Below are 25,379 nucleotides of genomic sequence, written 5' to 3'. Positions count from 1 at the left end.
CCATTTATTTTTATATCATTGTTTCAAATGAATCTCTGATTTGAGGAACGCTTAAACCGACAATTACTTGTACGTTAGTACCGCTCTTAGCTACGCCGTGAGCCATTTGGTTATGTGTGAAATAATCATTATCTTTCACAAGACTTGGATCATTAACAGTCACCCTTAACCTTGTGGCACAATTCGTAACATCTTTAATGTTATCTTTTCCACCTAAACCTTCTAAATAATAAATTGCTTTTGTATCATATTCTGATGCGTCACTAGGAACATTATCACCATTTCCTTGTTTCGCTTTATAATCTTCTTTCGTATATAATTTAGCATCTCCATCTTCCGGAACACGTCCAGGTAATGGTACGTTGAATTTTTCAATAATAAACTTAAATACGAAGAAGTAAATGACTACAAAAATAATACCAATTATAAATTGGGCAATATACGTATTGCCGTGACTTGAGAATAACGGTATCCAGTTTATGGCCGCGATTTCAATAGCCCCTCCGCCTTGAATACCAACTACACCAAATAAATACATGATTGTTACCATTGTTGCACCTAACAATGCATGAATTAAGAATAAGTACGGTGCAATAAATAAGAATGTGAACTCTAGTGGTTCAGTTATACCTGCAAATACAGCTGTTAATCCTGCTGGTAATACTAATGCTAAAACTTTTTTCTTGTTTTCTTTTGGTGTCGAAGCATACATCGCTAATGCAATACCTAAACAACCGAACATTTTAATGTTTCCTTGTAATAAGAAGCCGTACGGATAAGCTTCTTTTAACGATTTTGCTGAGCTAGAGAAGTCAGATAAATGCTTTATCCAATAAGGTTTTAATCCCCCATCTACTACAGCTGGGCCGTATTCAAATGGTGTATAAATAAAATGATGCAGGCCTGTAGGTATTAAAATTCTTTCTAAGAAATGGAACAACCATACACCTACAAATCCTGATTTCACCATGACGCCTTGTAATGAAGCAATACCGTCTTGAACAGTTGGCCAAACAGTACAAACAATAAATGCTAGTGGAATCATAACGAAGAATCCTATCATTACAACAAAAGGTAACCCTTGGAATATACCGACCATTTCCGGTAATTTTTTATCGTAAAAACGGTTATGTATCCAAATAACAATTGCTGAAATAAAAATTGCTCCGATAATACTTGTATCTAAAGTTGGTATTCCAGCTATTTCTTTAACACCTGTTAAATTCTCAACGCCTTTAGATAAATCGACACCGAATGTCTTTGGCCATAACGTTAAAATCGCATTAATGTAATTATTGAATACTAAGTAAATCATTAAAGCTGCTAGCGTCGCTCTACCTTGCGCCTTTTTCGCTAGTGAAATCGGTAGCCCAATTACAAATGCAAGTTCCATATGATCAAATATAGTCCAACCGCCTGCTTCAATTAAACTCCATATTTTAAACCACATCGTACTTTCGTCTGCTATAGAGCCCATTATATCTGGATTTTTAAATAAAGTTGCTAACCCTACAACTATCCCGAAAAACGCAAATAGTAATACAGGTACTATCATCGCACTACCAAATCGTTTGATTGCGTTCATACCAACACCCCTTTTGTATCATTGATTACCTTTAGACTATAGGAAGCGCTTACAATTTCCAATAGGTTTGACGTAAATAGAAATCACATAGTAAACTTAGATTATATTTTCATGTATTGAAAATTTTTTCACACTAACTGGAGGTTGCATTATGATTTTGGATAAACTCGTCAATAAATACTATCAACAATTAAATGATAATGACATACACATCATACAAACGATGAATCAAAACATTAATCTTATACATCGTTTGAAAATCCAGGAATTAGCTGATATTTCACATACTTCTATTTCCTCTATTCATAGACTGTCACGTAAACTCGGTTTTGATGGTTACAGTGATTTCAAGGCATATATTAAACTGAACAGAGAATTCACAACAGTTTCAACTGATATAATAGATAGTTTAGAACAAGATTTACAACAAACATTTAAACACTTGAAGATGATTGATTATGATTTTATAAGTGAGCAAATTGATAAGGCGCCTTTCATCTATATATATGGTACTGGTATTGCACAATTAAATGCTGCAAGAGAAGCTCAACGTCATTTTCTATCTATTAATAAACGAGTAATGGTCATCAATGATGAAAATGAATTAAAAATAGCGATGGATCAAATGGATGAGAACGACCTACTGTTTATCATTTCTTTATCTGGTGATACAGCGCACCTTAAACAAAACATTGAGATTATGCATACACGAAACATACAGTATATTTCTATTACAACATTAAAAGATAACTTCTTAGCGCAAAATGCTAAATACAATATTTATGTTAATAGTTCTCCAATACAATTGTTTAACCAAATATCATATTCAAGCTTTCTTCCTTACCATATAGCTTTTGAAATAATTGTTCGAAAGTATAGTGAATGGAAACAGCTACATCAGGGTATAGACTAATATATGATATATTAGATATGGATAGATTTTTAGGAGGTAAAATATTATGGCAAAAGTTTTTATAACAGGGGAAATACCTACTGAAGGTTTAAATTTATTAAAAGAACATTTCGAAGTGTCTGTTTTCAAAGGTGAAAAATTAATTACTAAAGAAGAATTACTTGAAAATGTAAAAGATGCTGATGCAATTATCAGTCCACTTTCTACTAATATAGATAAAGAAGTAATTGATCAAGCTGAAAACTTAAAATTCATTGCTAATTACGGAGCTGGCTTTAACAATATCGATGTGAAATATGCAAGAGAAAAAGGTATTGATGTTACAAATACTCCAAAAGCTTCAACAAATGCAACTGCTGATTTAACGATTGGTATTTTACTTGCAGCTTCGAGAAGAATTGTAGAAGGAGATAAACTTTGTCGCACAACAGGCTTTAATGGTTGGGCGCCTTTATTCTTTAGAGGTCGAGAAGTCTCCGGTAAGACTATCGGTATAGTTGGCCTAGGAGAAATAGGTTCAGCTGTAGCTAGACGTGCCAAGGGTTTTGACATGAACATTATATATACTGGACCAAACAGAAAACCAGAACAAGAGGAAGCTCTAGGGGCGTCTTATGTTAGTCTAGATGAACTATTAGAACAATCCGATTTCATCACATTGAACGCAGCATATTCTGATGATTTACATCATTTATTTAATAAAGAAACGTTCAAAAAAATGAAAGAAAAAGCGTATCTTATTAACGCATCACGTGGCCCAATAGTAGATGAAAAAGCTTTAGTAGATGCATTAAATAATAAAGAAATTGAAGGTGCTGCATTAGACGTATATGAATTCGAGCCTGAAATCACAGACGAACTTAAATCTATGGACAATGTTGTGTTAACACCACACATTGGTAATGCAACTTTCGAAGCCAGAGATATGATGGCAGAAATCGTCGCAAACAATACAATCAAAAAATTAAATGGCGAAGAGCCTGATTATATTGTGAACTAAAAACCAATAAAAAACAGCCATTCGTTGATTAAACGAATGGCTGTTTTTTATTTATCTATCCTCTTGTTCCATTTGCATCAGTTCATCTGCTGTAAATTGTACATCTGTACCTATAATGATTTGTATATTCTTATCACTGATTATTTTATTGCCTAAAGCACCAGATTTTTTAATTTTTTCTTGATCTACGATTCCTGTATCATTTAACGTCAATCTTAATCTTGTTGCACAGTGGTCAATAGCTTCAATGTTATCTTTACCACCAATTGCTTCATAAATTAATTTCGTTTTATTAGATACATTCAAGTCGCCATCTTTGCCTAGTGAACCTTCCCCGTTTTCTGCTAAGCTTGGATCTTGTTTAACCGCTTCTTCCATCAGACCGTCTCTACCTGGCGTTTTTAAGTTGAATATTCTTATCGCAAAATCAAATACTAAGAAGTATATAACTCCCATAACAAGTCCTAATACTAACAACATAATTGGTTTATTTGCTATTGGAATACTTAAACTTAACAAGTAATCAATCAATCCTGCACTAAATGTAAATCCTGCTGTCCATTGGAATGTTGCTGCGATAAATAGTGAAATACCTGTTAGTACTGCATGAATACCGAATAATAACGGCGCTGCAACTAAGAATGAAAATTCAAGTGGTTCTGTAATACCCGTTATAAATGAAGCAAGCCCTGCTGCTAACATTAATGAGCCTACTACTTTTTTATTTCTTTTTTCAGCATTTTTCCAAATTGCTAATGCTGCTGCCGGTAAACCGAACATCATAATTGGGAATAGGCCTGCTTGATAACGCCCAGTAATACCTTGTTCTCCATTACTTGACCAGAAGTTGGCAATATCATTAATACCTGCTATATCAAACCAGAACACTTGGTTTAAAGCATGGTGTAAACCAAACGGTAATAATAAGCGGTTAAAGAACCCATATAACCCTGCTCCTGTTGGTCCTAATTTAGAAATAAATTCACCGAACATAATAAGTGAATTATATACTGGTGGCCATATAAACATTAACGCTACTGAGATAACCAACATCGTTGCTGCAGATAAAATTGGTACTAAACGTTTACCACTAAAGAACGCGAATGCTGTTGGTAATTTAGTATCTTTAAATCTATTGTATATAGCTGCTGTAACTAAACCACAAATAATACCGACAAACACATTACTTATATCTCCGAAAGCTAAATCTACTTTTCCTTCGGCTATATGTAACGTCTTAGCCATCGATTCCGTACTTAAAACATTTGTCACGACTAAAAATGATACAAGCCCACTTAATGCAGCTGCCCCGTTTTTATCTTTTGACATCCCGAAAGCTAAACCGACTGCAAATAGAATCGGTAAACTATCAATAACTGCTAATCCTCCACTTGCTAAGAAGTTAGCAACGCTGTTTCCTTCCCCATTAATTGCACCAGAATCAATAAATGATGCTATACCTAGTAACAGACCTGCTACAGGTAATATTGAAATTGGTAACATGAGGGACTGTGCAAATTTTTGCATATAAGCCTTCATATTTTTCTCCCCTTAATAAAGCTATTTTTTTCTCGTACTACTATACCATATGTACCACAATTTTAATTATATGTACATAAAAAAATTGTTGTATAAATACTTTTAAAAAATAATTTTTTATTATTAATTCGAAACATTAAAGGTTATTATTATTTTAAATTTATAGTTCATTTGAATAATCTGTATTTAGCACATCTAACAATTTTATAAATAAAAAACCAGTCTGGAACATATATAAATGTCCTCGGACTGGTTCTTCATATAGATAGTAGATTTTTAAATTTTAATTAGCTAACATTTACTTTTCATCTTTCAATTTGAGAGATAGTACAAATGCTAAGCCTGTAATAATAACAGCAACTACAAAGGATATATTAACGCCGTGTATCAACCCTGATATGCCTTCGCTAGGTATTGCAAATAATGTCATTATTGTTATAAATAAAGCCGTTCCTATTGAGCCTGCCATTTGTCTGAATGTATTGTTCATTGCAGTTCCATGAGGTATAAGGCGCTTAGGTAACTGGTTGATTGATAAAGTTGTCATAGGCATCATAACCATTGCGATTGTTAACATACGGAACATGTTAACAACTGACAAGAATGTAAAGCTAGTGTCTGAAGTTAATTGTGTAAATGGCAATGTCGTTAAAATTAATAAGAATAGTCCAATACGAGCAAGCCATTTCCCTCCAAACTTATCAAATAAATATCCAGTAACTGGGTTCATCGCCCCCATTAATATAGCGCCAGGTAATAAAACGAGTCCTGATTGTAACGCTGAAAAGTGCAACATATTCTGCATATATAACGGTAATATGATATTTGTAGCTATCATTGCCGCAAAAACAAACATACTTAAAACTGTTCCAAGTGTAAAAACAGGATAAGAAAAGACTCTAAATTCTAATAAAGGTCTTTCCAGTTTTAATTGTCTTCTTACAAAAATAAACATCGTTATTGCACTTAAGATAAGTATAATAATGAAAGTAGCATTCGCCCATCCTATTTCACTTACAATACTAAACGCATATAATAAACCACCGAATCCTAATGTAGATAAAATGACTGATAGTTTATCTAACTTAGGTTTAGTTAATTCGGTTACGTTAACTAATAAAAAGTAAGCAAAAATAATATTAAATACTGCGATTGGTAAGATCACATAAAACACGCTTCTCCAAGGGAAGTGTTCTATTAATACACCTGATAAAGTAGGTCCTATAGCAGGTGCAAATGCAATTACTAAGCCAAACAGCCCCATTGCTGTACCTCTTTTTTCAGTTGGGAATAATAGGAATAAAATTGTCTGCATCAATGGCATCATAATCCCCGCACCAGATGCCTGTAATACACGTCCTATTAATAACACAGCAAAGTTAGGTCCTACCGCACATATAAGCGTCCCTAATGTGAACAAACTCATTGCTGTTAGAAATAGTTGTCTAGAAGTATAACGTTCAATTAAAAAAGCAGTGATAGGAATCATTATGCCGTTAACTAACATAAAAATTGATTGCAACCACTGCACAGTACTTTCATTGATTTGTAAATCCTTCATAATGGAAGGCAACGCGGTTCCCAACAAAGTTTGATTTAAAATCGTAATAAAAGCTCCCGATAAAAGCACAATAAATAAAGGGAGATTCTTAATAAATATTGAATTTTCGCCTTTAGCCATATAATTTTCTCCTTCTTTTAAAATCATTTCTTTATTTCATCTAAAAGATTTTGATCATATAAGTAACGATTTATCGAATAATATAATCTTAACATTTATAAGCAAATTTAATAAGACGGATGCCTATTATACTTTTCTATAAAAAATACTCCCTTTAAAGCTTTCACATTTTAGTGTCTGCTTTAAGGGAGTACATGTTTTATAATTTATTTATTTACTTTTTTAACAACTGAAGACTTCAGTCCAATTTGGCCAAAGCCTGGTATTTTACAATCAATATCATGGCCATCTTCAGGATCAACTAACTTAATACCTTTGACTTTTGTACCTTGTTTAATTGCAGTTGAAGAACCTTTGACTTTTAAATCTTTTACTACTGTAACAGTGTCTCCATCATTCAGTACAACACCATTAACATCTTTAATTACATTTTCTTCTTCATTTGTGTTCTCATCATTAGCTGTCCACTCAAAGTTACACATCGGGCAAATGTAAAGCCCTCTATCTTCATAAGTATATTCTGATTCACACTCAGGACAATTAGGTAAAATTGCTTCCATCTATAAACCTCCGAAAATTTGATAATTCATCTATAATTTACCACATTCCTAATAATAAAGCTTTTAATTTTACGGTTTCATCACAATATATGAAGTAATAGTGTTTATCCGTGCATCTTTTTTATGATTTTCGAAAGTGTACATATCCGCAAAGTATACTTTCTCTCCAGTTGTGTTAATTATCGTCCCATGCGTAGAACCTTCTTTTCCATGTGAAAGCATCGTCTTAACTTCTAAACTCGAAACTTTTTGTAAATGCTTTTTTATTTCTTGTATAAAATTGTCTTTTCCGTATAAATCGAATTCACCAGGAACATGCCAGATAAAATCATCAGTTAGTAACTCATTAATTGTACTTTCATCCCCTACAGTAGTAGCAATCAATAAATCTCTCATAATTTTCCTTTTAGGAGCATTATCACATTTCAAATCACCAATTACGGTAAATTTTAATTTTCTTAAATCTTCATCTATATTGCTAAAAGACATGCCTTTATCTTTCAATGCATCTTTTAAAATATTAATTGCCTTAGGTCCAACACCATGAAGTTTTGATAAATTTAGTTCATCTAATTTTGAAACTTGTTCCAACGTTGAAATATTAATCTCATTCAATGCTCTTGAGGCAGGCTTACCTATTTGAGGTAAAGTTGTCATAGTTAACATCCCCTTTAAGAAATATCTTTTCTTCTAAAGCCAATCAAACCGACAATAATCATAATGATAGAAATAACTATTAATATACTTATACCCGTATAATCCATTTTATCTACAGGAATTTCTGGTATATGTTGAAATGGTGTTAAATTTTTCAACCATTCTTTAACATCTAATAATTGTCCAAGATATACTACAAAGAATGTATAACCTAAATATAAATAAACAATGAAATGTCCTTTATTTAACCATCCTATTAGAAGTACACCTATACCTACAAATGTGATAATTGCAGGTATATAAACAATGCCTGACTTAATCATTGTCCAAAAAGTAAATGGATTATCTAAGACAGATGCTTGAGCAATATACATACCTAATGATGCCAAGAAAATCATCATAACAGCATTTATTAAGCTTATAACTATAAAACCCGAAAAATAATACGTTCTTGAAACAGGTTTTGCAAATATATTTTCAATTCTTTGCATATTGATCTCGTTTTTAATTTTATAAAGGCTCATAATAGCCGGTATTGTAGCGACAATTGCCATAATAACCATTAATGTAGGTAAAAATGACTCAATATAGTTATCTCCACTACCCGCTAGCATTTTCTTAAGCATTTCATTATCACTAATAAAGTCGTCCATTTCACCAAAGACTGAGCCGTATGAGGCACCAAATATAAACATACCAATTGCCCAGGAAATAATTCCGACTTTATATAATTTGATTTGCATGCCAATTGGCGATAACCAATATTTTTTAGCATATTTATTACCTGGTTTAGATGGCAACAATCCAGATTCTAAATCTCTATTAAGGTATAGATACATTGTAATCATAATTAATATTATACCGACAATAAACATGAGCACTAACGGCCACCAATTGTTTTCTGAAAAGGCAAATGTACGCGTTAGCCATCCTAAAGGCGAGATCATCGAAATACTATCGTTTAATACATCTCCTATTGCACGTATTAAATAACTTAATAGTAATACTGAGATGCTTAGTCCTGTTACATTGCTAGTTGTTTCAACAAGTTGAGCAAATAATGTTGCTATCAAACCAAAAAGTATACCAATCATACTTAGCGATAAACCGTACAACAATGAACTTTTCACATCGATACTTTCAATATTTAATAGCGGTAGTGTTATCGTTATTAAAATGCCTATCGCTAAGTTCACAATAATCATGTTCATCATTGAGCTAATTAAAGGTGACATCTTACCTATTGGAAGTGCTCTAATCATTTCAATCCTACCAGTAGATTCATCTCCTCTTGTATCTTTTGCGACAAGTAATATACTCATAATCGCTACAAGTATGCCTGTAAATAAAAGCATTTCATGCGTAAACAACACACCTACTGATACATGTTCAAACTTACCTGAACCTAACATAGCTTCCATCGCAGGGTTTTGAGAAGTTTCTACAATTGGTTGCATATCAGATTTATTAGGATACATACTTTCAAAAGTCGGAGGTATAATAAGCGTTAATGCAACTATACCAATCACCCAAAATAACATTTTCCATTTATTTGTCTTTAAATAAAATGCTGTTAATTTCCCTAAACCATTAAAGAGATTATGCATGATTACTCACCTCTTTCAATATCTTCGCCATAATGTCTCATAAATAAATCTTCTAATGTTGGAGGCATGCTTTCTAATTTCAACAATTCAAATTGGCTTAAATATTTAATTACTTCAGAAACACATTCTGAGTCAACTTGAAAATGGTATACACCATCTTCAATCACTACATCGTGAATACCTCTTTGTTCTTTCAATCCATCCAATCGCTCTTTAGATTGAACAACAAAGTGCATTCTTGTTAAATGTCTTAAATCGTCTAATGTGCCCATTTCTACAATTTCGCCTTTTCTAATGATACCTACGCGATCACATAATTGTTCTACTTCACTCAATATATGACTGGAAAGTAACACACTTTTACCTTCTTTTTTCTTTTCTAATACACATTCTTGAAAGACTTGTTCCATAAGTGGATCTAGCCCTGAAGTTGGTTCATCTAAAATAAGTAATTTAGCATCTGTAGTAAAAGCTGAAATAAGCGCGACTTTTTGACGATTACCTTTAGAATAAGAACCGCATTTTTTCGTAGGGTCTAAATCAAATTTTTTAATCAATTCATCCCTTTTCTTCACACCATATGTGCCACTCAATTTTAAAAATAAATCTATGACTTCACCACCTGTTAAATTAGGCCATAAGTTCACGTCACCAGGTACGTAAGCGATATCACTATGAATCATTACGGCATCTTTCCAAGCGTCCTTACCAAATACCTCTATAGAACCGGAGTTTGTCTTTAGCATACCTAAAATGGCTTTAATCGTCGTAGATTTACCTGAACCATTTGGACCGATAAAACCAAATATTTCTCCTTCTTCAACTGTAAAATCAACGCCTTTTAATGCTTGAAACTTACCAAATGATTTTGTAATATTATTTATCTTTAACAAAGTCATAACTATTCACGATCCTTTATAGAATATTTTTCTCATTTCATTTATATACGCATCAAATTCTTCGTAAAAAATACTGTAGTCATTCGAATTAATCATTTCATCCGTTACCCTAGCCATAATAGATTCAGATAAACCTGCAATTGAAAATTGAATTATTTTAACAGATTGATTAACATCCAAGTCATCTCTAAATAATGATGTATCTATATCATCAAATAATTGAGACTGAACCTTGTTCTGTAAATTTACGATATACTCTTTTTGTCCTTCCGTGATGTGTTGAAAATTATCTTTATCAATAACTACTTTTGATAAAAATTGAGACATGCTAGGATGCATTGTAAATAAATCCGACTTTATCCTCGTTTGGTGTACTAAGCGTTTAAATATATCCTTCTCATCCATATCTATTTGTTCAAAATAATAACGCTCAATAAACTCTAAACAATAATCGACTAAAAACTTAAATAATCCAGCCTTATTCTCAAAATAATAAAAGAGCATACCTTTACCAATGCCCGCTTCTTGAACAATACGATTTGTTGAACTACGACTAAAACCATGACTAGCAAACTCTAAAAGGCTAGCATTTATGATTTTCTGCCTTTTTGCTTTATCTAAATTATAAAAAGTATCACTCATATAAACACCTTCTCAATTTCATTAGACCACTTCGGTCGACTACATCATACAACTTTCGACCAGAGTGGTCAAATTTTAAGTAAAAAAAGAGAGCGAGACTATGAAACCTTTTAACAAAACAAGATTTCTGTCCCACTCCAAAAATAATTATTATAATCCTTTAATTAATACATTAAAAAGAAAAGTACTTCCAAAATTCTTTGTCATTATTGGATTCAAGCAATTTAAGCACACTACTATAATCATTGATAATATCTGTTAAGTTTTGGTAGACCTTCTCCAAATTAATAGTCGTATTCTTTTTTAATCCTAGGCAAAATATAATTTGTACTTCTTTATCATCCCATGCTATTGGCTTTTTCATTGTCATCATAAATACAAAAGATTGTTTAGCTAATGGCATTACTGGATGAGGAATTGCTACTAAATTTCCATAAGCAGTAGAAGCATATTTTTCTCTTTCAATAATACTTTGTAAAAACCCTTCTTCTATTAAATTTTTATCTGTTAAATATTCATTCAAATAATTCAAAACGTCTTCTTTGTTATTGAAATCTTTATTTAATTCTAGCATTTTAATTAATTGTTCTTTATTATCTAAAGGTTTTAAATCAATGTAACGTTGAATCATATTGATATTATTTTGTGAAAGAATGGGGCTAACATACAAAATCGGTATATTAATATCATGGTTGATAGGCACAGTTGAAATAATGATATCAGCTTTATTAATGTTAGCCTTTTCGATATTATATAATTCAATGATTTCAGTGATTTGAATCTGATTACCAAAATTCTGTATCAATTTATATTTAATGAGTTGTGAACTCGTTAACCCAGAATTACATACAAGTATGATATTTAATTTCTTCTCGTCTATGTTATTTCTATTTAAAGCCATTTCAAAATGTAATGCTAAGTAACCTATCTCACTTTCAGAAACTTGGACTTTCAAATCTTTTTCAATCATTTTACTTGCTACAACTCCAATATCAAATGCAAAAGGATAATTTTGTTTAATTTCTTCTAACATAGGATTTCTTATATTCATCTTATATTTATATCTGTTTATAGATGTTAATAGGTGGAGGTATATATTTTCTTTTAAAGCTTCATCTGATTGCAAATCTAAATAGAAAACACGTTGTACATTATCAAGCATGTGTTGAATCATTTTATCTACTTCTTCATTTCTTGGAATATTCGAAACTTCATTCATTATTCCAGTAGAAACAAAATGAATATATAAATACTCTATTTCTTTTATGGGTAGTATTAAATTAAAACGTTCTTCAATAAAATGAACCATATCATCAAAGAAATGTTTTAATTCAGTAGATAAAGGTTGTTCTTCTATTTGAAATTTCTGTTCGATCATTGAATTATTTCTCATTCTCACGACTGCAATATTAATATGTGTCACTAAATTATCTAATTTCACTTCAGGAATTTCTATGTTATAAATTTTTAATAGTTTAACAAGCTGGTTTTTGACACTAGATGTATCTTGTTCTGAAAAACCAATATCACTTTGCTGATTATTTAATAGAAATTCTGCTATTGCATACCTTATTTGAAATTCTTTGCCTATAATTTTCATACCATAGTTTGGACGGCTGACAATTTCAATTTCATATTTGTTTAATATTTGCCTAATTTCATTCATATCATTTTTAAGTGTTCCCGTACTTACAAACATATTTTCACTTAAAGATTCTATTTTTGTATAATCATTAGAGAGCAATAGTTTTCTCATAATAAATCGTATTCTACTATCTTGATTGTTAAAATTTAAGTTTTCATCTTTTAAATATCTTTCATTTAAGAAATAATTAAATAAACCCTCATCTATAATAAAAAGATTATAGCCTTTGGACTTCTTAGTTTGAATAAGAAATCCAAAAGCTTCACTTTCTTCATTTATTTCTTTTATTTGGGTTCTAATTGTTTTTGAAGACAAACCTAGTAATTTAGCGATTGCATTGCTCGTAATATATTCCTTTTGATGTTGATACAATATTTTCACGATGTTGAGATGTCTGATTTGCATCATATTCTCTCCTAATATACTCTATTTTTACCTCATATTAGTCAATTATTTCATTACTTGAAGCTAATTCCTTAAACCATTTACCACTTTGTTTGATTGTTCTTTCACCATTTTCTATATTTACTGATACAAAGCCATATCTATTTTTATAGGCATTCATCCAAGACCAATTGTCCATGAATGTCCACATGTGATATCCCGTACAATTTGCACCTTCTTGTATTGCTTTATTTAACCATATCAAATGTGATTTTACAAAGTCGATTCTATATACATCATTGATTTCACCATTTTCGATGAAGCGTTTTTCATTCTCAACACCCATACCATTTTCAGATATAAAGCTTTCAATATTGTTATAGTTTTCTTTAAGGTTAACCATAATATCGTATATACCTTTAGGGTAAATCTCCCATCCTCTGTAAGGGTTCATTTTTCGGCCAGGCATTTCATAATTATCGAAATAATATTCTGGTAGAAATGGTGCTTCAGGATTAGGCATTGTATCTCTAGCTTTTACTCTTCTAGGTTGATAATAGTTAACACCTAACAAGTCGATTGTATACTGCTCTATTAATGCTAAGTCTTCTTGTTGATAATGAGGAACTAAATCATGTTCCTTTAATATATCGACTAATTCTGCTGGGTATTTCCCTTTTGTTACAGGATCTAAGAAACTCTTATTAAAGAATAAATCAGCAATTTTAGCTGCTTTTAAATCCGCTTCATTTTGACTTCTTGGATAAGAAGGCGTTAAGTTTAAAATAATACCGATTTTACCTTGAAAATCATTTTCTTTGAAAGCTTTTATTACTTTAGCATTAGCTAGAACCGTATTAAATGCTACTTGGAAACCTCGTTTGGCATCTACAATATTAGGATAATGGAAATCGTATAAATATCCCCCTTCTACTGGAACGATTGGTTCATTGAATGTGAACCAATATTTAACGCGATCACCGAACAATTCAAAACATTTCACAGCGTAATTCACGTAATCATTAACGACACTTAATGATTCAAATCCACCTTGTTCTTGCTTTTTATAAGGCATATCAAAATGATATAAGTTAACAAATGGTTCGATATTATTAGCTTTCAATTCATTAATCACATCATTATAGAATTGAACAGCATCATCATTTACTTCGTTCGTATCTTGGTTGATTAATCTAGTCCATGAAATTGAAAGTCTAAATGAATTATGTCCCGTTTCTTTCATTAACTTAATATCTTCTTTATATCTGTTATAAAAGTCTGAAGTTGTATTAGGACCTACATTGTTAAAAAAGCGATTTGGTTCTTCTTCATACCACTTATCCCAAATTGTTTTATCCTTAATTGAATCTGTTCCTTCTGTTTGCGTTGCGCTTGCTGCACTACCCCACCAAAAATCATTTGGAAATATATATTTTGTCATGATTTCATCTCCTTATATAAATCTACCATTTCATTTGCTAAATCTTTTACTGTTATAGCGTTCATTAAGTGATCTTGAGAATGGATAAGCAATAAATTCAACTCACTACTTTCACCATTAGCTTCATCTTGTAATAATTCTGTTTGAAATTTATGAGCTTTATTTATTTCTTTTTCAGCCTCTGAAATAAGCATTTCTGCTTCTTTAAAGTTTCTTTCTTTAGCACATTGGATAGCTTCCATTGCACTTGAGCGACCATTCCCACCATATAATATTATTTGAAATGCCTTTTCGTTAATTGAAACTGTCATAAATTTTCCTCCATATTTTAATTTTCTTTTTCTTGTCTTAAATAGTTTTTATCTAATAATTTTAAGAATGGCCACCAGATAACAAATGTTATGACTAAATTCACTAGCTGTAACATCGCACCTTGCCACGAGTTACCTGTAGCTAAATAACCACTAATAAATATTGGTGTAGTCCATGGTACGATTACACCGGATGGTTTCGGTACTAGTCCTAAGTACATTGATGTATAACTTACAATCGTTATGATAACTGGTGATAAAATCCAAGGTAAAATAACTAAAGGGTTCATAATGATAGGTAAACCAAATAAAATCGGTTCATTTACGTTAAATATAGAAGCTGGCGTACCTAATTTAGCAATTTCTTTATTTTGTTTACTTCTACAAAGTAGATAAATACCAAGTACGACTGCTAAAGTTCCACCAGTACCTCCCATGCCTACTAAAAATGTATCAATAAACTGTTTAGTAATGATGTTCGGTAGTTCTACACCTTGTTTAAATGCTGCAAGGTTCTCATTATTTAATGAATACCAAATTGGATCGAAAACTGTATTTACAATAATTTGTCCATGTAAACCGAAGAACCAGAATACTTGAATGAATAGTACTGCTACAATTGTTGCTGGTAAGCCTCTTCCTAAAGCAGTTAATGGTTCTTGCACTATTGTATAAATTAAATTTTGTAACGTTTCGAACGGTGTTAAAGCTACTACAATTTTAAGTACTACGAATATCGTTAAAGTAAAGGCAACAGGTAATAATGCACTAAACGATTTCGCTACTTGATCCGGCACACCGTTCGGCATTTTTATTGTTATATCTTTTTTAGTGAAGTAACTATACAGTTCGGCACTAATAATCGAAACAATTATACCTAGGAACATACCTTTAGCTCCTAGTATTTCTGTAGGTATAACTCCTTCTGTTTTACCTACAACTTGTGGTGTTAGTATTAAAACAGCACTTAAAGCTGTTACTGCTCCATAAATACCTTCTAACTCATTCCGCTGGGTTAATTTATAACCTATTCCTATAATCACGAATAATCCCATAATCGAGAGCGTCGCGTCCGAAGCTGGACTTATAGCATTTTGCCAAGCTGTAAACTGGCTTTCTGAAAGTATTTTATCTAAAAATGGAAAGTTTGCTATTACAATAAATATAGACCCGAATATAATCAATGGCAGTGCTACCATAAAGCCATCTCTTAATGATGCTAAGTATTTATTGTTGTTTAATTTGTCTGCTATTGGCAATAAGACATCTTCCAATTTCTCCATAAATGTATTTTGCATATTTATCACCTACTCTTCCAGTAATGATAAAGCTTGTTTTAATACACCTTCACCATCTATTCTTCCATAACTAACGGAATCAATTGCTTCAATTGGTAAATTAAGACCTTTGTCTTCAGCTGCTTTTAAAAATTTCTTTCTCATAAATCTCATTTGTGGACCTATTAATAACACATCATAATCTTCAAGTGAGTGGAAAGCATTGTCACTAGACATCGCTTTTATATTTACATTTATATCTTGCTTTTCAGCCGCTTCTTCCATCTTAGTTACTAAAAGACTTGTAGACATTCCTGCTGAACATGCTAATAAAATATTTTTCATTTTTTCTTCCCCCTTTGATTTGTAATTCAATTGTATATTGTATACGCTTTCATATCGATACAACTATTTTCCACTAATAGAGGAAGCGTCGTTATATTTTGAAAATTCCTTATTCTTTCCTATATAAATGTTTCTTAAAATTTTTAACGGGAATAACATTAATATCATATATTTAGGGGGGCTTAGAGTTGAGTAACAAAAAGAAAGAACAAATTGATGAAGTAACTAAAAGCAATGACGGTAAGGCAATGACGACAAATAATGGCGTTAAAGTGAGTGAAGATGAAAACACGTTAACAGTTGGTGAACGTGGTCCTAGTTTACTAGAGGACTTTCATTTTAGAGAAAAAATCATGCACTTTGACCATGAACGTATTCCAGAACGTATTGTACATGCTAGGGGTTTCGGTGCCCACGGTGAATTCCAAGTTTATAAAGACTTGTCACAATATACTTCAGCCGACTTTCTAACTCATCCTGAGAAAACGACACCCGTATTTGTAAGATTTTCAACAGTTCAAGGTTCTAAAGGTTCACCAGACACTGTAAGAGACGTGCGCGGATTTGCGACAAAATTCTATACTGATGAAGGTATTTTCGATTTAGTAGGTAACGATATTCCTGTATTCTTTATTCAAGATGCTATAAAATTCCCTGACTTAATTCATGCAGTTAAACCTGAACCTCATAATGAGATGCCACAAGGTGGTACTGCACATGACACATTTTGGGACTTCTTTGCGCAAAATCCAGAAAGTACGCATACTACAGTTTGGGCTATGAGTGACCGTGGTATTCCTAAAAACTTTAGACAAATCGAAGGTTTTGGTATACACACGTTCCGCCTTGTTAACAGTGAAGGACAATCTTACTTCGTGAAATTCCATTGGAAACCATTACACGGATTAGAATCATTAGTTTGGGACGAAGCACAAATCCTTCACGGTAAAGACGTAGACTTCCACCGTAAAGATCTTTATGAATCTATTGAAAAAGGTGACTATCCTGAATGGGAATTAGCGCTACAAGTTATTAAACCAGAGCAAGAATTCGACTTTGACTTTGATATTTTAGACCCTACAAAAATTTGGCCAGAAGATCAAGTACCAATTGAAGTTGTAGGTAAAATGACGCTTAATAGTAACGTTTCAAACGTATTCGATGAAACAGAACAAGCAGCATTCCATCCAGGTCATATTGTTCCAGGTATCGACTTTTCAAATGACCCATTATTACAAGGTCGTTTATTCTCATACACAGATACTCAAATTTCAAGATTAGGTGGACCAAACTTTAATCAAATACCAATTAATAGACCTGTAAATGAAGTTCATAACAACCAAAGAGATGCGATGCATCAAATGAATATCAACTCTGGACAAGTTGCTTATCATAAAAATGCATTAAACAATAACGACCCACATCCTACACCGAAAGAAGAAGGCGGTTATGAACACTATCAAGAAAAAGTTGAAGGTCATAAAATACGAAAACGAAGCGAAAGCTTTAAAGATTATTATAGCCAAGCAAAACTTTATTTAAACAGTTTAAGCCAAGCAGAATATGACCATACTGTTGATGGTTTCTCATTCGAAATTGGTATGTGTAATTCTATAATGGTTAAACAAAACGCTGTAAACCAATTAAATAAAGTCGATCGCACATTAGCAGAACGAGTTGCGAAAAACGTTGGCGTTGAAGTTCCTGAAGAAAATGAAGAAGTTCAATCTGATGCGAAAGATAGCCAATTAACAATGGAAAAATATGATATTCCAATTGCAGCACATTCAGTTGCAGTATTAGTAAATGGAAATATCGATGTAGACACATTAAAATCTTACGCGAAAACATTTGCTGAAAACGACTTAAACTATGCATTTGTAGGTCAATATCCTGAGAACTTAAGCGAAGACTTTGGTATTACTGAGACATTTGACACTGCACATTCAACATTATTCGATAGTACAATCGTATTATCAGACGGCAGTGACATTAAGCCTCAAGTAGAAGAATTCGTTGAGCTCACTTACAAACACAATAAACCATTGATTGTAAACAAAGCAGCATCCCAAGGATTAGGAAATGCAAAATTAAAAATTGATGCTCCTGGCGTATTTATATCTGACGAACCAGAAACAATCGTAAAAGCATTTGATCGCGCAAGATATTGGGACAGAAAATAATATACTGGTTAAGCTGAGGCATACATTTTATGCCTCAGCTTTTTTATTTGCGGTTCGATATTTTTATTTATCGGACTGTATTTTGCGTTTGCGGTTCGATATTTTTATTTTATCGACCTGTATTTCATTTTTGTATAGTATCGATGTAGAAGCAAGATTTTTTAAATATTGGTTTTATGTCACTGATTTTCCTATATTAATATAAGTGTTTTCATGATTATCCTAGTAATATTTATGTACCTTTAATGTTATTTATACGTTACCTATCACAAATTATTAAAAAATAATATGTTAAACGCTTACATTGACATATTCCTTATCCTTAAAAATATTGTAAACAATGTATAAATATAATTTCTTCTGTTTTTTTCTAAATTTCGTAGTATAATGCTTTTTATATTGAAATTTGTTATACAAATTTTCACATGTGTTTTTTTAAGATTAAGGAGAGCTGAAATAAATGGATAATCATGAGTTACAACGGAGTATGTCCAGTCGACATATTCAGTTGATTGCAATTGGTGGCGCAATTGGTACTGGCCTGTTTCTTGGAGCTGGTAAAAGTATTTCATTAGCCGGTCCATCAATTTTATTAGTATATATTATTATAGGATTTTTCCTATTTGTAATGATGAGAGCATTAGGAGAGTTACTATTATCTAACAGTGAATATAATTCGTTCACAGATATAGCCGAACATTATTTAGGACATTTATTTGGATTTTTAACTGGTTGGACTTATTGGTTCTGTTGGGTAGCAACAGGTATTGCAGATATTACCGCAGTAGCAAAATACATACAATTTTGGTATCCAAGTATACCCTCTTACGTTTCTGCTATCGCAACTGTAGTCATCTTATTAGGTTTAAACTTATTAACAGTTAAATTATTTGGCGAAATCGAATTTTGGTTCGCATTAATTAAAGTAATCGCTATTGTGTTATTAATAGTGATTGGATTCTGGTTAATATTTACTGGTTTCAAATCAACTACTGGTATTCAATCTGGGTTCCATAACTTATACACACACGGTGGTTTCTTCCCGAATGGTCCGATGGGATTCTTACTCGCCTTTCAAATGGCGGTGTTCAGCTTTGTAGGTATTGAACTTGTAGGTGTAACAGCTAGAGAAACGAAAGACCCTGAAAAGAATTTACCTAAAGCTGTGAATTCAATAGGTATCCGTATATTAATTTTCTACGTATTAAGTTTGCTCATTATTATGAGTATTACACCTTGGAATAAAGTTTCTGCAACAGAAAGCCCGTTCGTTAATTTATTCGTATTAGCAGGTATACCAGCAGCTGCAGGTATTGTAAACTTTGTTGTATTAACATCAGCAGCAAGTGCAGCAAACAGCGGATTATTTAGTAATAGCCGTATGGTCTATGGACTTGGTCAAACAGGACATGCACCAGAAGGATTAAGTAAAACAAACAAACGCGGTGTGCCATATCCTGCTCTAATTTTCTCAGGCGTAGTATTATTCTTCGCTGCAATATTAAATTACTTTATTCCAGACGATGTATTTACACTCGTCACAACACTTGCAACAATATTCTTCATCTTTATTTGGTCAGTAATTTTAATTTGTTATATAAAATATAGAAGAGAAGATGCAGCATTACACAAAAAATCAAAATTCAAGAACCCATTCGGTGTTATCGGATCATACTTGTCATTAATCTTCTTCGCATTTGTACTCGTCGTTTTATTCTTAGCAGAAGATACAAGAACAGCTTTGATGTATTCACCATTATGGATTATCTTATTAGTAAGCGTATATTACATTAATAAAAACAGAAAAACTGCTAAACATTAATAGTTTATAGAATAAACAGGTGAGCCCTTCATGTTATAGGGTTCGCCTGTTTTTGTATGTATAAAAGGTTTTGTTGACACGTTTATGAAGAATTGACAATAAGAGTACCCTTGTTGACACGTTTACGAAGAATTGACAATAAGGGCATCTTCATCTACAAATTTTTCTAACTAAGCATCCTCACTCGCTCTATTCTCATTCATAATATTACTATTTCTATTCTTTATAAATATGAAATCAAATTATAAGTATAATATTTATCTATATATTCTAAAAATTTAGAATATACTATTAACTAATGTATTCTTATGTGCTAAAATCGATTTCATTATAAAGAAAAGGAAGTGAAGGTTATGGTGAGCGAACCACTAATTTCAGCAACTATTTTATTTGCACTAATTGTTTTAGGAGAAATCATCTCTTATTTAACTAAAGCGCGTGTTCCAATGTTATTAACAGCAATGGTCAGTTATTTGTTATTAACATGGGCCGGAGTATTACCTGAGAAAATTTTAGATAACGCCATATTACCTTCGCTTGGTGCGCTTGTTATTGGACCAGTTATTATGCATATGGGGACAATGATGCCGTTACACATTCTAAAATCACAATGGAAAGCTGTTGTTATTTCTGTATTCGGTATTATCGGTTCTACAACATTAATTCTTGTTTTTGTAACGTTAATGTTCGATTTTCGTACTGCAGCTTCTGGTGTAGGACCTATTGCAGGCGGTATTGTAGCTCTACTTATTACAGTTGAAAAGTTACAAGACTTAGGTTTAGCTAATTTAATTGTATTACCTGCAATTGTTCAGGCATTACAAGGCGTAATTGGTATGCCTCTAAGTGCTATATTAATGAAACGATATTCACGTTATTATCTTAAGAATCGTGAACATGATAAAAATGTCGCAACAATTTCTGATAAAGATAAAACTAAAAAAGAAAATATTTTTAACAAAAATCCTTTGTTACAAAATAACGTCATTAGATTATTTATTATGTTCTTCTTGGCAAGTCTTGCTTTCATTATTGGTGGTGTTACAGGTATCCACTATACACTTCTTAGCCTACTATTCGGGGTTATAGGTTTAAAAGTTGGCTTGTTCGAAGAAAAAGAAATGCAACATAACCAATCGTTCACTATTATGATGGTTACAATTATTTTAATTGTTATCGGTTCAATGGGTGGTATCAAACCTCAAGATCTTTGGGCGTACCTACCTGCTATCCTTTCTATTCTTATCATCGGTACAATCGGTATTTTAATCGGGGGTTATGTAGGAGCGAAATTAATCGGTTGGAGACCGACTAAAGCGTTACCTGTTGCTTTAACAGCACTTTATGGTTTCCCGGGAGATTTTATTTTATGTGAAGAAGTAAGTCGCTCAGTTACAGACGATAAGGATGAACGTGAAGATGTATTTAACGAGTTACTGAGTCCAATGATTATCGGCGGATTCACGACGGTAACAGTAGCTTCTGTTATTCTGACATCTATTCTTATGAACTTTATTTAACAACATAGGAGGAAAAAACATGATTGTAAAAAATATAAATTTAATTGATGGTACAGGGAATGAAGTTCAACAAAATGTTGATATCAAAGTCGAAAATGGTGTAATCACTAAAATTGGTCAAAATTTAAGTGGTGAAGATACGTTAGATGGTAAAGGACAATATTTATTGCCTGGTATGATAGATAGCCACGTACATGTGATGCTAGAAATGGAACCACTTGAAAACCGTTTATCTACTCCATTTTCATATAATTTCTATAAAGCAATGGATCATTTAAAACGCACAGTTGATGCTGGTGTAACAACAGTTCGAGATGCATTAGGTGCGGATTTAGGCGTAAAAGAAGCTGTCAATGACGGGTTAGTGTTAGGACCTCGCTTACAAATTAGTGTGAACGCATTAACTATTACAGGAGGTCATGGTGATAGCTATACTAAATCTGGCATCCAACTACCAATTTTACAAGATGGATATCCAGGTATGCCAAATGGAATTTGTGACGGTGTACAGGAAGTACGTAAAAAAGCTCGTGAAATGTTAAGAGCTGGAGCAGATGTGCTTAAAGTACATGCAACAGGTGGCGTAACAAGTGCTACCGATCATCCAGACTACACACAATTTTCATTAGAAGAATTAAAAGTTATTGTAGAAGAAGCACAATTTAGAAATAATCGTAAAGTAATGGCGCACGCTCAAGGTTTAGAAGGCGTTAAACAATGTATTGAAGCGGGTATCCATTCAATTGAACATGGTATTTATTTAGACGATGAAGCTGTTAAACTCATGAAAGAAAAAGATATGTATCTTGTTCCAACACTACTCGCTCCACTTTCAGTTATTGAATTCGCAACTGAATTAGGTATGAGTGAAAACTCAATCAATAAATCAAAACAAGTTATGCAAGATCATATCGACAGTTTCAAAAAAGCACATCAAGCAGGTGTTAAAATCGCGATGGGCACAGATGCAGGTGTATTCAAACACGGTACAAACCTTAGAGAGTTAGAGCTTATGGTTGAGCACGGTATGACTGAAATGGAAGCAATCGTATCATCCACTAAAGTTGCTGCAGAATGTTTAGGATACGATGATGAACTCGGTACAATCGAAGAAGGTAAAAAAGCCGACTTTATTTTACTAGAACAAAACCCATTAGAGGATATCGCAGTATTGAGAGATCCAAACAAGATTAAAGTCGTAGCTATAGACGGTAAAATTGTAAAAGATGTTAGAGCATAATTAGAACATAAAAAAACTGACCTCAAATTGAGTATGAGGTCAGTTTTTTTATGTTGGTATGTTATTTAAATTTACTAGATTACATTCACCTTATAACTTGTCTCGCTTTTATACGTTTTTCCTTTTCTTAATATAGATGGTGCTTTTTCACCATATAAATGGATGTCATCAGGAATGGATTGGGCTTCTAATGTAAAGCCTCCGTGTTCGACTATACTATTTTTACTGTCATTCCAGTCTACGTCGTTTAATGTAAATAGAACAACGACGTCATTATCTGTCGTCATACTAACTTCCATTTCTCCATTTGTTACTGTGAATGTATCCTCATTTATTTTGATTGGATGGTCTATTCCATTATATTTCTCTATTTGATTCAAACCACTTTCGAATATATCTTTAAAAGATAAATATTTTTTATCAATCGTTTCATTAAGATTTACTGTTTCTTCATTTTTAACAATTTGTTTGTCATTCAATGTGTACATTTGAAGATTTTTATTTTTAATTTCGTGATTATCAATTCTTTGTTCAATTTTATTTAAATTAAAGTATACATGATTCATTGGATTAAATAATGTATCCTCTGTACTAGTAGCTTCGTAATTAATCGTCCACTCCATTTTTGATAAATCGTAACGATGGAAGACTTTAATTTGAATATCACCTGGGAAATGATCATTTTTTGATAACAGTTCAGCATTATATATGATAGTGACCGCTTCATCATCATTTATAATTTCATAATCACAAATTTGAGTATGTAATCCGTTAGAACCACCGTGTAAATTATGCTCAGAGTCATTTTGTTCTAATTCATACATTTGATCGTTTAACTCAAACTTTCCACCATCAATTCTGCCACCGTATCTACCTATAGTAGCACCAAAAAAATATGGATTTTCTTCATAATATTGAATTAAGTCATCTTGTGCATCCGGCCCTAAAACAATAGATCTACCATTAACTTTCCAATCGACTATTCTCATACCAAAGTTCGTGAATTTTATTTCTGAATAATCATCATAAATTGTTATTAAATCAATATTTTTATCTTTATCTAAAGTTTCAATATTAAAAGCCATTACCTTACCCCTATTCTTTATATGATAACGTTTACTTACTATAAATTTTAACACAACATATAAAACAAATCTGGTTTAAGTTATACTTCTTAATAAAGAAAAAATAATTTAATTACTCAATGCAAAATCAATATATTCATAAGGGAGAAAATTTTCATGTCTAAAAACTTTAGTCTTCTTAGCCTTATATGGTATGCGTTATTAGCTTCATTATTACTTTCTCTTTCAAGTATTATCGGTAATTTCTTTCATGAACAAAATTTATTATCTTGGAATATGACTGTAATAGTACAAGGTGTTGTCTTTTCATTAGCAACATTAATAACATTATTCATTATTTCAAGAAAAAATAAAGATATATTAAAATCTTTATCATTAACTCAATTTAAAGTTACTAAATATACATTAGTAGCTATTTTAACGCCTTTTATATTAGTTGTTTTAGGGTTATTATCTGCTTATCAGCTTGGATTAATTAGAGACATTCAGTTCAATTTATCTTCTGGAGTTATCTCAGCTATATTATTAAATATTGTTACTGCTTTTTTATATGAAGCATTTCCTGAAGAGGTTTTTATACGTGGTTTAGTATTAAACGAGTTAAGTAAAAAATTCCGTTTTATCGTTACAATATTTCTTCAACCAATATTATTTGTTTGTATAGCAACGTTCTCAACAACAGTGACGAGCTTCGTCCTAAATAAATCTCTAGATATAAATATATCTTACGTTATTCTTATATTTACATTTGGTATTGCATTACAGTTATACAAATACTGTAGTGGCTCACTTTGGGTTAACATACTATTTCACCTTGTTTACTTAGGCGTTACAAGGTATATAGCTTCAAATGGAACGAACCCAAAATACCCTAACCTCATCTCTTTTAAAGAAGATATTCCTGGAATTATGGTTATCTATTTATCCTTTGGCTGGGTTATTATTGGTAGTATATTAATATTATCAATCCTCGCTTTAGTTAAGAGAAAGAGTTCCAAAATCTAATTATTTAGCGTTACAAATAAATTAGGCTGAGACATTAA

General features: G+C 32.0%; 21 protein-coding genes. 7 read left to right on the top strand and 14 right to left on the bottom strand.

Annotation, left to right across the window (positions count from 1 at the left end; all coding sequences use genetic code 11):
- Positions 1-10 precede the first annotated feature (10 nt).
- Complete coding sequence (locus tag LQ688_RS08105) at positions 11-1,585, bottom strand: alpha-glucoside-specific PTS transporter subunit IIBC (RefSeq protein ID WP_016999356.1); 1,575 nt, start codon at positions 1,583-1,585, stop codon at positions 11-13.
- Positions 1,586-1,736: 151 nt separating this feature from the next.
- On the opposite strand from LQ688_RS08105, the gene LQ688_RS08100 reads away from it, so the two are divergent.
- Together LQ688_RS08100 and LQ688_RS08095 are read left to right on the top strand one after the other, a co-directional pair.
- Positions 1,737-2,498 carry a MurR/RpiR family transcriptional regulator gene (locus LQ688_RS08100; RefSeq protein ID WP_016999355.1) on the top strand — a complete coding sequence of 254 codons (762 nt, stop codon included), beginning with the start codon at positions 1,737-1,739 and terminating at the stop codon, positions 2,496-2,498.
- A 46-nt stretch (positions 2,499-2,544) separates the two neighbouring features.
- Positions 2,545-3,498 (top strand): 2-hydroxyacid dehydrogenase family protein, encoded by a 954-nt coding sequence (locus LQ688_RS08095; protein ID WP_016999354.1) that lies wholly within the window; start codon positions 2,545-2,547, stop codon positions 3,496-3,498.
- A gap of 51 nt (positions 3,499-3,549) precedes the next feature.
- On the opposite strand, the gene nagE is transcribed toward LQ688_RS08095, so the two are convergent.
- The 12 genes from nagE to LQ688_RS08035 form a co-directional block, all read right to left on the bottom strand.
- The gene (gene nagE / locus LQ688_RS08090) at positions 3,550-5,037 is read right to left on the bottom strand and encodes an N-acetylglucosamine-specific PTS transporter subunit IIBC (protein ID WP_016999353.1); all 1,488 of its coding nucleotides are present in this window, start codon (positions 5,035-5,037) and stop codon (positions 3,550-3,552) included.
- Between the two features lie 298 nt (positions 5,038-5,335).
- On the bottom strand, positions 5,336-6,718 hold the full coding sequence (locus LQ688_RS08085) for an MDR family MFS transporter (protein ID WP_016999352.1): 1,383 nt from the start codon (positions 6,716-6,718) through the stop codon (positions 5,336-5,338).
- A 206-nt stretch (positions 6,719-6,924) separates the two neighbouring features.
- Positions 6,925-7,278, bottom strand: a complete 354-nt coding sequence (locus LQ688_RS08080) for a zinc ribbon domain-containing protein YjdM (protein ID WP_016999351.1) — start codon at positions 7,276-7,278, stop codon at positions 6,925-6,927.
- Between the two features lie 69 nt (positions 7,279-7,347).
- Complete coding sequence (locus tag LQ688_RS08075) at positions 7,348-7,935, bottom strand: hypothetical protein (RefSeq protein WP_016999350.1); 588 nt, start codon at positions 7,933-7,935, stop codon at positions 7,348-7,350.
- Between the two features lie 14 nt (positions 7,936-7,949).
- On the bottom strand, positions 7,950-9,542 hold the full coding sequence (locus LQ688_RS08070) for an ABC transporter permease (protein ID WP_239706280.1): 1,593 nt from the start codon (positions 9,540-9,542) through the stop codon (positions 7,950-7,952).
- A 2-nt stretch (positions 9,543-9,544) separates the two neighbouring features.
- Positions 9,545-10,441, bottom strand: coding sequence for an ABC transporter ATP-binding protein (locus LQ688_RS08065; protein ID WP_064204199.1), 897 nt, complete (start codon positions 10,439-10,441; stop codon positions 9,545-9,547).
- Positions 10,442-10,447: 6 nt separating this feature from the next.
- On the bottom strand, positions 10,448-11,083 hold the full coding sequence (locus LQ688_RS08060; protein WP_016999347.1) for a TetR/AcrR family transcriptional regulator: 636 nt from the start codon (positions 11,081-11,083) through the stop codon (positions 10,448-10,450).
- Between the two features lie 172 nt (positions 11,084-11,255).
- Positions 11,256-13,133, bottom strand: coding sequence for a BglG family transcription antiterminator (locus LQ688_RS08055; RefSeq protein ID WP_239706281.1), 1,878 nt, complete (start codon positions 13,131-13,133; stop codon positions 11,256-11,258).
- A 37-nt stretch (positions 13,134-13,170) separates the two neighbouring features.
- Positions 13,171-14,553: a glycoside hydrolase family 1 protein gene (locus tag LQ688_RS08050; RefSeq protein WP_016999345.1), complete on the bottom strand. Its 1,383-nt coding sequence runs from the start codon at positions 14,551-14,553 to the stop codon at positions 13,171-13,173.
- Positions 14,550-14,864, bottom strand: a complete 315-nt coding sequence (locus LQ688_RS08045; protein WP_016999344.1) for a PTS sugar transporter subunit IIA — start codon at positions 14,862-14,864, stop codon at positions 14,550-14,552. Before LQ688_RS08045 ends, LQ688_RS08050 begins: the two co-directional genes overlap by 4 nt.
- 17 nt (positions 14,865-14,881) lie before the next feature.
- Positions 14,882-16,162, bottom strand: coding sequence for a PTS cellobiose transporter subunit IIC (gene celB, locus LQ688_RS08040; protein ID WP_064211230.1), 1,281 nt, complete (start codon positions 16,160-16,162; stop codon positions 14,882-14,884).
- Positions 16,163-16,171: 9 nt separating this feature from the next.
- Positions 16,172-16,486: a PTS sugar transporter subunit IIB gene (locus LQ688_RS08035; RefSeq protein WP_016999342.1), complete on the bottom strand. Its 315-nt coding sequence runs from the start codon at positions 16,484-16,486 to the stop codon at positions 16,172-16,174.
- Positions 16,487-16,674: 188 nt separating this feature from the next.
- On the opposite strand from LQ688_RS08035, the gene LQ688_RS08030 reads away from it, so the two are divergent.
- The 4 genes from LQ688_RS08030 to LQ688_RS08015 all read left to right on the top strand — a co-directional run bounded on the left by LQ688_RS08030 (position 16,675) and on the right by LQ688_RS08015 (position 23,251).
- Complete coding sequence (locus tag LQ688_RS08030; RefSeq protein WP_239706282.1) at positions 16,675-18,669, top strand: catalase; 1,995 nt, start codon at positions 16,675-16,677, stop codon at positions 18,667-18,669.
- Between the two features lie 460 nt (positions 18,670-19,129).
- A complete protein-coding gene (locus LQ688_RS08025) occupies positions 19,130-20,491 on the top strand; it encodes an amino acid permease (protein WP_016999340.1) in 1,362 nt (453 codons plus the stop codon).
- Between the two features lie 353 nt (positions 20,492-20,844).
- Complete coding sequence (locus LQ688_RS08020) at positions 20,845-22,011, top strand: hypothetical protein (protein ID WP_103268716.1); 1,167 nt, start codon at positions 20,845-20,847, stop codon at positions 22,009-22,011.
- A gap of 19 nt (positions 22,012-22,030) precedes the next feature.
- Positions 22,031-23,251: a metal-dependent hydrolase family protein gene (locus tag LQ688_RS08015; RefSeq protein WP_016999338.1), complete on the top strand. Its 1,221-nt coding sequence runs from the start codon at positions 22,031-22,033 to the stop codon at positions 23,249-23,251.
- A 74-nt stretch (positions 23,252-23,325) separates the two neighbouring features.
- Here LQ688_RS08015 and LQ688_RS08010 read toward each other — a convergent pair whose 3' ends face one another.
- Positions 23,326-24,336 (bottom strand): aldose epimerase family protein, encoded by a 1,011-nt coding sequence (locus tag LQ688_RS08010; RefSeq protein ID WP_218729811.1) that lies wholly within the window; start codon positions 24,334-24,336, stop codon positions 23,326-23,328.
- A gap of 156 nt (positions 24,337-24,492) precedes the next feature.
- On the opposite strand from LQ688_RS08010, the gene LQ688_RS08005 reads away from it, so the two are divergent.
- Positions 24,493-25,341 (top strand): CPBP family intramembrane glutamic endopeptidase, encoded by an 849-nt coding sequence (locus LQ688_RS08005; RefSeq protein WP_103268714.1) that lies wholly within the window; start codon positions 24,493-24,495, stop codon positions 25,339-25,341.
- Positions 25,342-25,379: the final 38 nt, after the last annotated feature.

Origin of the sequence: Mammaliicoccus sp. J-M40 (assembly GCF_022386395.1) — a bacterium.
Classification (GTDB): Bacteria; Bacillota; Bacilli; order Staphylococcales; family Staphylococcaceae; genus Mammaliicoccus; species Mammaliicoccus lentus.
The sequence above is the reverse complement of the archived record's forward strand: the minus strand, read 5'-3'. Positions and strand labels throughout refer to the sequence as shown.

Excerpts from the sequence above, each read along its gene's own strand:
- LQ688_RS08105 (WP_016999356.1), bottom strand. The coding sequence starts at position 1,585 with ATGAACGCAATCAAACGATTTGGTAGTGCGATGATAGTACCTGTATTA.
- LQ688_RS08100 (WP_016999355.1), top strand. The coding sequence starts at position 1,737 with ATGATTTTGGATAAACTCGTCAATAAATACTATCAACAATTAAATGAT.
- LQ688_RS08095 (WP_016999354.1), top strand. The coding sequence starts at position 2,545 with ATGGCAAAAGTTTTTATAACAGGGGAAATACCTACTGAAGGTTTAAAT.
- nagE (WP_016999353.1), bottom strand. The coding sequence starts at position 5,037 with ATGAAGGCTTATATGCAAAAATTTGCACAGTCCCTCATGTTACCAATT.
- LQ688_RS08085 (WP_016999352.1), bottom strand. The coding sequence starts at position 6,718 with ATGGCTAAAGGCGAAAATTCAATATTTATTAAGAATCTCCCTTTATTT.
- LQ688_RS08080 (WP_016999351.1), bottom strand. The coding sequence starts at position 7,278 with ATGGAAGCAATTTTACCTAATTGTCCTGAGTGTGAATCAGAATATACT.
- LQ688_RS08075 (WP_016999350.1), bottom strand. The coding sequence starts at position 7,935 with ATGACAACTTTACCTCAAATAGGTAAGCCTGCCTCAAGAGCATTGAAT.
- LQ688_RS08070 (WP_239706280.1), bottom strand. The coding sequence starts at position 9,542 with ATGCATAATCTCTTTAATGGTTTAGGGAAATTAACAGCATTTTATTTA.
- LQ688_RS08065 (WP_064204199.1), bottom strand. The coding sequence starts at position 10,441 with ATGACTTTGTTAAAGATAAATAATATTACAAAATCATTTGGTAAGTTT.
- LQ688_RS08060 (WP_016999347.1), bottom strand. The coding sequence starts at position 11,083 with ATGAGTGATACTTTTTATAATTTAGATAAAGCAAAAAGGCAGAAAATC.
- LQ688_RS08055 (WP_239706281.1), bottom strand. The coding sequence starts at position 13,133 with ATGCAAATCAGACATCTCAACATCGTGAAAATATTGTATCAACATCAA.
- LQ688_RS08050 (WP_016999345.1), bottom strand. The coding sequence starts at position 14,553 with ATGACAAAATATATATTTCCAAATGATTTTTGGTGGGGTAGTGCAGCA.
- LQ688_RS08045 (WP_016999344.1), bottom strand. The coding sequence starts at position 14,864 with ATGACAGTTTCAATTAACGAAAAGGCATTTCAAATAATATTATATGGT.
- celB (WP_064211230.1), bottom strand. The coding sequence starts at position 16,162 with ATGCAAAATACATTTATGGAGAAATTGGAAGATGTCTTATTGCCAATA.
- LQ688_RS08035 (WP_016999342.1), bottom strand. The coding sequence starts at position 16,486 with ATGAAAAATATTTTATTAGCATGTTCAGCAGGAATGTCTACAAGTCTT.
- LQ688_RS08025 (WP_016999340.1), top strand. The coding sequence starts at position 19,130 with ATGGATAATCATGAGTTACAACGGAGTATGTCCAGTCGACATATTCAG.
- LQ688_RS08020 (WP_103268716.1), top strand. The coding sequence starts at position 20,845 with ATGGTGAGCGAACCACTAATTTCAGCAACTATTTTATTTGCACTAATT.
- LQ688_RS08015 (WP_016999338.1), top strand. The coding sequence starts at position 22,031 with ATGATTGTAAAAAATATAAATTTAATTGATGGTACAGGGAATGAAGTT.
- LQ688_RS08010 (WP_218729811.1), bottom strand. The coding sequence starts at position 24,336 with ATGGCTTTTAATATTGAAACTTTAGATAAAGATAAAAATATTGATTTA.
- LQ688_RS08005 (WP_103268714.1), top strand. The coding sequence starts at position 24,493 with ATGTCTAAAAACTTTAGTCTTCTTAGCCTTATATGGTATGCGTTATTA.